9 protein-coding genes and 6 tRNA genes are annotated in these 10,562 nt (G+C 59.1%); 14 read left to right on the top strand and 1 reads right to left on the bottom strand.

Features of this window, described 5'->3' with window-relative positions:
* From hflX to NUW23_12890, 14 genes are all read left to right on the top strand, one after another.
* A partial coding sequence (gene hflX / locus NUW23_12955; GenBank protein MCR4427068.1) for a GTPase HflX occupies positions 1-1,275 on the top strand: 1,275 nt, incomplete at its 5' end.
* Positions 1,268-2,260, top strand: coding sequence for a tRNA dihydrouridine synthase DusB (gene dusB / locus NUW23_12950; protein ID MCR4427067.1), 993 nt, complete (start codon positions 1,268-1,270; stop codon positions 2,258-2,260). The genes hflX and dusB, both read left to right, overlap by 8 nt.
* A gap of 72 nt (positions 2,261-2,332) precedes the next feature.
* Positions 2,333-2,881, top strand: coding sequence for a helix-turn-helix domain-containing protein (locus tag NUW23_12945; GenBank protein ID MCR4427066.1), 549 nt, complete (start codon positions 2,333-2,335; stop codon positions 2,879-2,881).
* Entirely contained in the window at positions 2,878-3,789 is a 912-nt protein-coding gene (locus NUW23_12940; GenBank protein ID MCR4427065.1) for a quinate 5-dehydrogenase, read from the top strand. Before NUW23_12945 ends, NUW23_12940 begins: the two co-directional genes overlap by 4 nt.
* A gap of 212 nt (positions 3,790-4,001) precedes the next feature.
* Complete coding sequence (gene greA, locus NUW23_12935) at positions 4,002-4,478, top strand: transcription elongation factor GreA (GenBank protein ID MCR4427064.1); 477 nt, start codon at positions 4,002-4,004, stop codon at positions 4,476-4,478.
* Between the two features lie 10 nt (positions 4,479-4,488).
* Positions 4,489-5,976, top strand: coding sequence for a lysine--tRNA ligase (lysS, locus tag NUW23_12930; GenBank protein ID MCR4427063.1), 1,488 nt, complete (start codon positions 4,489-4,491; stop codon positions 5,974-5,976).
* A 20-nt stretch (positions 5,977-5,996) separates the two neighbouring features.
* Positions 5,997-6,767, top strand: a complete 771-nt coding sequence (gene nagB / locus NUW23_12925; protein ID MCR4427062.1) for a glucosamine-6-phosphate deaminase — start codon at positions 5,997-5,999, stop codon at positions 6,765-6,767.
* Between the two features lie 23 nt (positions 6,768-6,790).
* A tRNA-Val gene (locus tag NUW23_12920) sits at positions 6,791-6,866 on the top strand.
* Between the two features lie 19 nt (positions 6,867-6,885).
* A tRNA-Asp gene (locus NUW23_12915) sits at positions 6,886-6,962 on the top strand.
* 22 nt (positions 6,963-6,984) lie between these two features.
* A tRNA-Phe gene (locus NUW23_12910) sits at positions 6,985-7,060 on the top strand.
* A gap of 14 nt (positions 7,061-7,074) precedes the next feature.
* Positions 7,075-7,149 (top strand) — tRNA-Gly (locus NUW23_12905).
* 34 nt (positions 7,150-7,183) lie between these two features.
* Positions 7,184-7,258 (top strand) — tRNA-Cys (locus tag NUW23_12900).
* A 15-nt stretch (positions 7,259-7,273) separates the two neighbouring features.
* A tRNA-Val gene (locus tag NUW23_12895) sits at positions 7,274-7,350 on the top strand.
* Positions 7,351-7,547: 197 nt separating this feature from the next.
* Positions 7,548-8,447 carry a putative sporulation protein YtxC gene (locus NUW23_12890; protein ID MCR4427061.1) on the top strand — a complete coding sequence of 300 codons (900 nt, stop codon included), beginning with the start codon at positions 7,548-7,550 and terminating at the stop codon, positions 8,445-8,447.
* A gap of 105 nt (positions 8,448-8,552) precedes the next feature.
* Here the strand turns inward: NUW23_12890 and NUW23_12885 are convergent, their stop codons facing one another.
* Positions 8,553-10,268, bottom strand: a complete 1,716-nt coding sequence (locus NUW23_12885; GenBank protein MCR4427060.1) for a 5'-nucleotidase C-terminal domain-containing protein — start codon at positions 10,266-10,268, stop codon at positions 8,553-8,555.
* Positions 10,269-10,562: the final 294 nt, after the last annotated feature.

Here is a 10,562-nt window from a genome sequence, read left to right as displayed (position 1 = left end):
CAGGCGGATGCCAGGGAAAGGGCGATCCTGGTCGGTTTGGATTCCCAGGCATCGGTGGGCTGGGATATCGAAGAGTCCGTGCAGGAGCTGGGAAGCCTCGCGTCCACGGCGGGCGCGGTCGTGGCTGGGCAGGTGATCCAGCGGAAGCAGAAACCGGACCCTTCATACTACATTGGGGAAGGCAAGGCACGGGAGGTTGAGATGATCAGGGCGGCGACCGGGGCGTCTCTGGTCATCTTCGATGATGAGCTGTCTCCGGCACAACAACGCAACCTCGAGCAAGTGATCGAGGGGCGGGTGATCGACCGCACCTGGCTGATTCTCGACATCTTCGCCCAGCGGGCCGCGACGGCTGAAGGCAAGCTTCAGGTGGAACTGGCTCAGCTCGAGTACATGCTTCCCAGGCTCGGAGGGCGAGGGACAGAACTGTCACGGCTGGGTGGCGGCATAGGAACCAGGGGCCCTGGAGAATCCAAACTGGAGACAGATCGCCGGGCAATCAGGTCGAGGATATCGTCAATCAGGCGGCAGATCGAGGAAGTACGTGTAAGACGCGGGATCCAACGCCGAAGACGGCGGGAGGCGAATCTCGCCACAGTGTCTCTGGTGGGTTACACTAACGCTGGGAAGTCCAGCCTTATGAATGCCTTGACCGATGCGCGCACTGTAGTGGAAGACAAGCTTTTTGCCACTTTGGACCCGATGACTCGGCGGCTTGAGCTTCCGGACGGGCAGAGGATCCTGCTCACAGACACCGTCGGGTTCATTCAGAAGATACCCCATCACCTGGTCATGGCGTTCCGCGCAACCCTCGAGGAAGTCACTGAGGCCGATCTCCTGCTTCACGTGGTGGACGTGTCTCACCCAAGGGCGCAGGAGCACTATTCTGCGGTCTTTGGGGTTCTCTCCGAGCTTGGCGCACAAAACCGTCCATGTATCACCGTTCTGAACAAAGTGGATGTGGCCGAGGCTGCCGCACTAGCTAGGTTTGCACACTCCTATCCCAAGAGCACTGCTGTGTCTGCGCTCACCGGCGAAGGGCTCGAAGCCCTGACCCGGATGATCGCGGCTGAGCTCGCCGGCAGGAGGGTCCGAGTGGACGTCGCGCTCCCCTGCGACGACCCGCTGATCGCGTTGATCCGCCGGCGCGGCCGGGTCATATCGGAGGACTACGACGGCGACAGGATCTCTATCCGTGCGGAGGTCGACAGAGCACTCGCGGGGAGGATTGCGAAGGCCGGGCGGATCGGACACTCGGGGGTGGACAATGGCTGACTTGCGAGGGCTGCATATTGGAGGCGTCCTGATTAAGAACCCTCTCGTCCTCGCCCCGATGGCTGGCGTATGCGACCTGCCTTTCAGACTCATATGCAAGCACATGGGCTGTGCACTGGTCTACACCGAGATGATCAGCAGCATGGCCCTTTGGTATCGAAACCGGCGTACTTCGTTCATGCTGACCCTCTCTGAGCGGGAACATCCAGTCTCTGTGCAGATCTTCGGATCGAACCCCGAAGTGATGGCCCAGGCGGCGAGGGTGGCCGCCGCGTCCGGCGCCGACATAGTCGACATCAACATGGGATGTCCCGTGCCCAAAGTAGTTAAGAACGAGGAAGGATGCGCTCTCATGAGACGGCCCGGACTCGCCCAGGACATCGTCCGTGCGGTTGTGAGTTCAGCCGGTGTGCCCGTAACTGTCAAGATACGTATGGGCTGGGACGACGCCAGCGCGAACGCCGTTGAGTTCGCCCAGGCGTGTGTCGAAGCCGGGGCGTCAGCGGTGGCGGTTCACGGGCGCACGCGAGCCCAGGGCTATCAGGGCAATGCAGACTGGGGCATCATCGCCCGGGTCAAGGCAGCGGTCTCTGTCCCTGTGATTGGGAATGGAGACGTGCGGGACCCCCTCGATGTGGCCAGGATGATGGATGAGACCGCATGCGACGGGGTCATGATCGGCCGCGGGGCACTGGGCAACCCGTGGATCTTCCGGCGTTCACTCCACTACCTCGCCACCGGCGAGGTGCCCCCGGAGCCCACGGCGGTGGAACGGATAGACATGGCTTTGAACCACCTGGATACCGATGTGGAGTACAAGGGGGCGAAGACGGCCACATCCGAGATGCGGAAGCACCTTGCCTGGTACATACGGGGACTTCCGAGAGCAACGCGGGTCAGAGACCTGGTAAACACGGCCGGGGGCCCAGATGCGCTTCGCCGCATCCTCACAGCCTATAGAGACCAGTTCGAGAGGGGTACGTAGTCGCGCCCCTTGCGTTTTGTGAGAGCTCTGCTAGAATCAAGGTGTGCACACGTATGTGAACGTCCGGGGGGCGTGGTGCAGACGAACCTGGTGAGAATCGGAGACAAGGTCATTGACAGAGACAGGATCCTCCGGACTCTGGATCGCCTGCTCGAACTCAGAAAAGGTGGGGCGTCACAGGCGGAGGCAGCTTCCGCGGTTGGGATCGACAGATCCTTCGTCTCCCGTCTCGAGAACCTGGGAGAGGTGCGAAAAGGAGACACCATCGCGCTGGTCGGATTCCCGATCTCCAATTGCGACGAGATCAAGAAGCTTGCGGAAGGCGCCGGGGTGGACTTTGTTTGGCTGATGAACGATCGGGAGCGATGGGAGTACGTCCAGACCAGATCGGGAATCGAGCTTCTCAACGACGTGGTGAACGCCATCTCCCATCTTGGGAGCTTCGATCATGTGGTCTTCCTAGGCTCCGATATGCGCGTTCGGCTCGTCGAGGCGATCCTGGGCCCGAAGACCTCTGGTGTCGTGATAGGGGAATCCCCAATCCGCGGGGACGTATACATAGATCCGGAGGAGATCTCGGCACTCATCGAGGCCATACGAGGGGGGGGCGGGGAGAAGTGAAGCGCATCGTTAGCGTTAGCATAGGCTCCCGAGACCGTGACCATAAGACCGTTCTGAGCATTCTCGGCGAAGAGATGCAGATAGAGCGGATCGGCACTGATGGTGATATCGCCCGGGCGATCGAAATCATAAAGGAGCTTGATGGGCAGGTAGATGCCTTTGGAATGGGGGGCATCGACCTCTATATGGCTGGGGCAGGCAAGCGCTATGTATTCCGGGACGCCCGGCGGATCGCGGCCGCGGCCAAGAAGACGCCGTTGGTTGACGGCACGAGTCTCAAGAGCACCCTCGAGTACCGGGTGGTGAAGTACACGGAGGAAGTGGAGAAGATCCCGATCGCTGGCAAGAAGGTCCTGGTTGTCTGCGCCATTGACAGGATTGGAATGGGTCAAGCTTTCGAGGAACTCGGGTGCCAGATGACTTACGGTGATCTGATCTTCGGCCTGGGCGTGCCGATCGAGCTGCATTCCCTCGCATGGGTAAAGCGGCTAGGACGGGTTCTAATGCCTATCATCGTTCAACTCCCGTTCACATGGCTGTACCCGACCGGGAAGAAGCAGAAACAAACTGCTCGTCGCCACTCCAAGTACTATAAGTGGGCCGATGTTCTGGCTGGAGATTTCCACTATATCAAGCGGTATATGCCTGATAGAATTGATGGGAAAATCGTCATCACGAACACCGTGACTTCCAAGGACGTGGAAGATCTCGGACGCCGCGGGGCGAGTATCCTCGTCACCACTACCCCAGAGATGAACGGCAGGTCTTTCGGGACCAACGTTATTGAGGCCATGCTCGTTACCTTGATCGACAAGCCTGTCCCGGAGATCACCGAAGATGACTACTTCGAGATGTTGGGCCGACTGAACGTCAAGCCCAGGGTAGTGAGGTACGGCTCCCCCAGTTAGCTCAGGTTCCCTCCCCGGCCACACGCGAATTGACCCTTGACAAGCCAGAGGGGTCTTGCCATAATGATGCGTGGGCAACTGGCGGTGGCGCCATCTTTTTTTAGCCTCAGGGCCTGGTGAGGCCCGAATCCCCGGGTCTCGGACCGAATATAGTGTGTAGCATCCCGGGCGCTGCGCCCGGAATCGATGTCCTATGGGGGGGAGCAGAACACATGGCGGAGAAGGAAGTAATCCTTACTCCGGAAGGCCTTGAAAGGCTGGAACGGGAACTTGAAGTCCTGAGGACCACGAAAAGGCGTGAAGTGGCGGCCAGGATCAAGCAGGCAATTGAGTTCGGAGACATTACGGACAACTCCGAGTATGAGGATGCCAAGAACGAGCAGGCCTTCATAGAAGGGCGCATAGCCCAGATCGAGAAGATGCTCCGGAACGCGCGGATCATCGAGCAGCCTGAGGGCGGGGCGGACGAGGTGTCACTTGGATCCACCGTGGTCCTCAAGAACCTGGAAGAGGGCGCGGTCGAGGAGTACACTATAGTGGGGTCGGCGGAGGCCAATCCCAGCAGGAAGAAGATATCCAATGAGTCTCCCGTGGGCCGGGCTGTCCTTGGGAAGACGGTCGGGTCTGTGGTAGAAGTCGCGGTGCCGGTGGGAGTCATCAAGTACCAGGTAGTCCAGATCGCAAGGTGAGTGTTGTGCCATGGACGAACTTGAACGCGCAGCCGAACCCGAGGCCTCCCGAGAAGATGAGACTGCCCGGCGCAGGGCGAAAGTGGATGTGTGGAAGGCGCGTGGGGTGGATCCATTCGGCGCGAGGTTCGTCCGGACCCACACGTCAACTAAGATAGTCCAGGGCTTCAGTGACCTTGAAGGCAAAGAAGTGTCGGCGGCAGGGCGGATCATGGCTATCCGCGGTCACGGCAAGGCAATGTTCCTGGACATGCTTGACCGGGACGGGCGGATCCAGATCTATGCGAGGCAAGACCATCTCGGCGAGGATCAGTACGAGCTCCTTTCCTGGGTGGACCTGGGTGACATAATCGGTGTGACGGGCGAGGTCTTCCGGACCAGACGTGGGGAGATCAGCGTCGATATGTCATCATTTGTCATGCTCGGCAAGGCCCAGAGACCGCTCCCCGAGAAGTGGCACGGGCTCCGAGATGTGGACATCCGCTATCGTCAGCGCTACCTGGACCTTATAGTCAACCCTGAAGTCAGGCGCACCTTCATCCTGAGGACAAAGATAGTCGCGGCTATCAGAGAGTTCCTCGATTCTCGGGGGTTCCTTGAAGTGGAGACACCCGCAATGCACGCCGTTGCAGGAGGCGCGGCGGCACGGCCCTTCATAACCCACCACAATGCTCTAGACATGGACCTGTACCTGAGAATCGCAACAGAACTGCACTTGAAGAGGCTTATCGTTGGGGGCCTCGAGAAGGTATACGAACTCGGCCGCATTTTCAGGAATGAGGGCATATCCACAAAACACAATCCGGAGTTCACTTCAATCGAGGTTTACGAGGCGTACGCAGATTACCACGACATGATGAAGCTGACTGAGGATCTCGTGGCCCACGTAGCCGAGGCCACTCTTGGGACAACCCGTATCACCTACCAGGGCAGCGAGATCGATCTCACGCCTCCCTGGCCGCGCTTGACCATGATGGATGCGGTACGATGCCGCACTGGTGTCGACTTCGGGGCACTCTCTGATTCCGATGCCAGGCGAGCGTGCCTGAATATGGGTCTCGACGTGCCAGAGGGAGCCACGGCCGGGCAGTGCCTTTACGAAGCCTATGAGGAGAGGGTGGAGCCGGACTTGATCCAGCCCACCATCATAATGGACTACCCCATAGATGTGTCCCCTCTCGCCAAGAGGCGCCCCGACAACCCGAACCTCACCTACAGATTTGAAGCGGTGTGTGCAGGAAGGGAACTCGCTAACGCATTCTCTGAGCTGAACGACCCGGCTGATCAGCGGGAACGTTTCGAAAGCCAAGTGGCCCAGAGAGAGCGCGGAGACGACGAAGCGCACATGATGGACGAGGACTTCGTCACTGCACTGGAGTACGGGATGCCGCCCACGGGTGGTATGGGGCTTGGGGTCGACAGGTTCGTGATGCTCCTGACCGACTCCGCATCCATACGGGACGTCATTCTCTTCCCGCTCATGCGTCCCAAGGACTAGCAGCAGGAGGCGTCGGTGGCTTGAAAATCCTCATCTACCCGAACTACGAGCAGATGAGTGTGGCCGCGGCACGTTTCGTGGCCGACTGTATTCTGGACAAGCCCAGATGCGTCTTGGGCCTCGCTACGGGCGAGACCCCAATCGGACTCTACGCGGAGCTGGCTAGGCTCCACCATGAGGAAGGCCTGGACTTCTCTGGAGTGACCACCTTCAACCTGGACGAGTACTGTGACCTGCCGAAGGAGGACTCCAGGAGTTTTCACTCGTTCATGTGGCGTCATCTTTTCTCCCACGTCAATGTAGACCCGAGGAAGGTACATACACTGAAAGGAACCGCGCCAGATCTCGAGGAAGAGTGCCGTCGGTACGAGTCCTTGATCAAAGACACAGGGGGAATCGACCTTCAGGTTCTCGGCATCGGCGTGAACGGGCACATTGGGTTCAACGAACCTGGCTCGCCCCCTGACGGCCGGACCAGGGTAGTCACTCTCACAGCTCAGACCGTAGAGATCAACCGCGCGAAAGAGAAGGTGGAATCCTTGCCGGGAAGGGCCGTCTCCATGGGGATCGGGACGATTATGGACGCGAAGCAGATCCTTCTTCTGGCCGCGGGCCGGTCCAAAGCCGACATCGTTCACAGAGCAACCCGGGGGCCGGTGACTCCGTCAGTCCCGGCGTCGATTCTGCAGAACCACGCCAATGCCCTGTTCATGCTCGACCTGGAGGCGGCAAGCCTACTGGAAACTGGATTTCTGAACACCCCTTGCGCGGCTGGGGAGTGTACTGTATAATGAAAAAGCGCTGATCGGCGCGAGGGCGAATAGCTCAGCCGGGAGAGCACCTGCTTTACACGCAGGGGGTCACAGGTTCGAGCCCTGTTTCGCCCACCATGAGAGGTACGATTTGCGCGGAGGCGTGGTGTAGTGGTCTAACATGCCTGCCTGTCACGCAGGAGATCGCGGGTTCGACTCCCGTCGCTTCCGCCATAATCTTTCGGCTGTTGAGTGCGCCGAGGTAGCTCAGTCGGTAGAGCAGCGGACTGAAAATCCGCGTGTCGCCAGTTCAATTCTGGCCCTCGGCACCATATTGAAGGGCTTTGCGGAAGTGGCTCAGCGGTAGAGCATCGCCTTGCCAAGGCGAGGGTCGCGGGTTCGAATCCCGTCTTCCGCTCCACTTTGTCGATTGCTGGCGGCGGCCGGATATTCGGGGCGACATAGCCAAGTGGTAAGGCAGCGGTCTGCAAAACCGCGATTCCCCGGTTCGAATCCGGGTGTCGCCTCCACACAGCGTAAGGTATGGGGTGCTAGCTCAGTTGGTTAGAGCGCAACGTTGACATCGTTGAGGTCAGTGGTTCGACTCCACTGCACCCCACCATCTCTTGGCCCAGCATAGCAGCGCGCCCCCCGGCCTGTGCCGGGGGGTTTTGGCATACCCGGAGAGCCCGGGCAGGTGCCCGAGCAAGCGGCGAAACGGCCAAAAGCCCATACATAGACCCATTATGCCCCCGTCGAGCCATCGTATACGCCCCTGAAGGCGCACATATACTAGTCGCGTGAAGGGGGCAAAACCTCATGGACGGGGTGCGAGTGGGCTCCTATTTTGCCGCCGACTCCTTGAGAAGGCGGCTATTCTACGAATTGGACCAAGCTCGCTGGAGCGGGCTTCAGGTTGTCGTTAGGTTTGATTCCGTGGGAGATCTGCGGTTCGTCGAATGTGCGGTGAAGGAAGAGGATCCACTGAAGCGGGCGGCGGGAAGGGACGTGCTTCGCCATCACATCGGTGTCGCCGTGGCCCACGTGATCCTCGAGGACCTCCAGGAGGCGATGGCTGCGGACCAGCTGGCCAGGTGCCATCCCGAGCTGGAGCCAGCGGAGATCGCAGCCATCTCTGACTACGCCATGGTGATACTCGCCGAGAGTCTCAACGGAATCGGCCGCCCTGAGGACCGGTTCCGGGAGGTTGCATACCTCGTGTCCGACTACCTAGCGACCGCCGACACCCTTATCGTGGAGGGTTTTCTCACCTTTCGTCTTCGTGGATACGCCAGGGAGCTCAGCCGGGCTTGTGACGAGGCGTTGGATAGGTTCATGGCGGATAGGGAGCACAGGGAGTTTGTGAGACTCCTGAAGTACTTCGTCGATATGCAAGATCAACGTGAGGCTGAGGTTCATGTAGTCCGGGGGCGCGACAACCTCTTCGGTCTGCTTAATCGGGACCTGGACGAGATAGAGAATGAGTACCTGGAGGTCCTGGCGGCTGATCTCACTGAAGGTGGCATCGAACTCGAGGATCTGCTCATAAGCGCGTTGATCACTGCATCTCCGGGCAGGATAGTGCTTCATGTGGAACCGGACAGGCAGATTGCAGAGACTCTGGAGAGCGTATTCGAGGGCAAGGTAGCCAGGTGCCGTGGGTGTGATCTGAACGGGTGCGAGATGGGCAGAAAAGCCCCGGCCCAGCCCGCGAAGTAATCCCTTGCGGGGACGATGGAATCGAAGAGACAGAGGTCCTGCGGCAGTACACCGAGGAGGGCCGTCCGTGGGCGGCCCTCCTGTCGAGATACCGGGAGTCAGTGGTTACCTGGGGCGAGCCATCTCACGCAACGAAGCGGGGAGGATGCTCCAGTTATTGTCCACCGCGACCGCCGGGTCAAACGTGCCGATGCTCCGAAGGTATTCCACTATTACTTCTCTTGCCTCCTTGGTGGATTCGTAGAGGATCGGCGACCCGCCAAACATTGTGTACCCGCCGCCCTCGCCGGCTCTGCAGTTGTTGAGTGCGAGGACGAACTCCTGATCCGGCTGGACCTCCTCCCCTTTGTACTTCAGTTCAACGATCCGCTGCCCCACGGGCCTGCTGATGTCTATCTTGCACTCCACGCCTTGGTAGATGTCGTAGTTGTACCCTCTGATGCTGGGGTTGACAATCTCCGCCAGACCTGCCTGGCCTGTGTAAACGTTGAAGTACCGTGCAGAATGTTCAAGGGCCTCGCGCACTTGTTTGCCTGTGACCTTGATTGTGTAGAGGGTGTTGGGGTAGATGTACAGGCCGTAGACATCTTGGACACTTATAGGACCTTGGGTTATCTTGGCCTGATCCGTGAACAACGCAGCACACGAAATATCGGCTCCGGTCGCCCACAGCTGGGACAGGTTGATCAGTTCAACGAGGGCGCTGTCGTAGAATCTCGCCGGTATCCCGCCAGGCATGTGGGCCTTTGCCATCGCCACAGGCTGCTTGAAGTACTCGACGGTCTGATCGTGGTAGCACTTCGCTTCCGCCAAGACCTGCTCATCTGGTTTCACGTCGGCCATCGGGATGAGCGACCCAGTTTTCTGGACGGCGTTCCACTTGCCGCCCGCCTGTTCGAGAACGATATCTACACGGGAGACGTAATCGCCCCAGAACCCCGGTTGCACAATGATCACGTCCGACTTGACGATGTCACCCATCTTGGTGACTCCGGGGACGGCTAGATGATCGTATCCAACGACTAGCACGTCCACCCCGGGCACCTCATTTGCGAGCCGGAGGGCATAGTTCTCCTCCTGCTGCCCCGTGTCGACCCAGTCAGTCGGGACTAGCCACCGGTCGGGGTTGCTGCTGTCCTTTGGCCTGGACTCCCGTCCGGTGTGAGCTACGATAACGACCACGTCCGCCCCATTGGAGCGCATCTCCGTGACCCAGTGCTTGGCTTCGACGACAGGGTCGGCAAAGAGCAACCCGCGGATGTTCTCAGGTTTCTCCCATATAGGCACTTTCGGGGTTGTGAGCCCCAGGACTCCCACGTGGAACTCACCGAAATCGTTGATGTAGTAAGGCTCGAAATAAGGTTTGCCGTCGGTACCAAGGACATTGGCGGAGATGATCGGGAATCTCGCCTCGGCGGCCGCGTTGCGTAGAACCCCCAAGCCGTAGTTGAACTCATGGTTCCCGATGGTCATGGAATCGTAACCTATAAGGTTCATTACCCGGATCATCGGATTGGTGGCTTCGGAGTCGAACATGTAGTGGTAGGGAAGAGTCGAGTTGCCGCCTTCGAGGCAGTCTCCGTTGTCAACCAGGAGCACATTGGGCGTTTCAGCCCCGACTGAAGCCACATACGTGGCCACCTGAGCGAGCCCGCCTTCGTCGAGCTTCGAGGTGAAGTAGTCTATTGGGTGGATGTGACCGTGAAGGTCGGTCGTGGCCAGGACTACCAGGTCCACCCGGGATGCCCCGAGAGCCGGGACTGACAGCACCACAACTAGGAGCACGAGCCCCAGAACACCAAACAAACGATTCCTCAACATGATCACTCTCCTCGTTTTGGCGTTTGCGGCAAGGCCATGATTCCAGATCCGGGATGAGAATCCCCCTGAGCCATCCCTTGATGTGCTGGAGACTGAATAGCTTCTGGGGATTGTGCCTCTGCTGCATATCGCGTTCAAGGGCCGCAGGGGGGTAGCGTAAAGTTTAGGTAGGTAAGTATGGGGTCAATGAAGAAGAGAGACCCCAGGCAGTTGTCAACAAGAGGATGACTGCACTTCCCTTGGATGGAGGGAGGGGTCTCTCTTCTTCATTGACCCCATACTTACCTACCTAAA

It is taken from the genome of Bacillota bacterium (assembly GCA_024655925.1).
In the GTDB taxonomy this organism is placed as follows: Bacteria; Bacillota; DTU025; order DTU025; family JANLFS01; genus JANLFS01.
The sequence above is the reverse complement of the archived record's forward strand: the minus strand, read 5'-3'. Positions and strand labels throughout refer to the sequence as shown.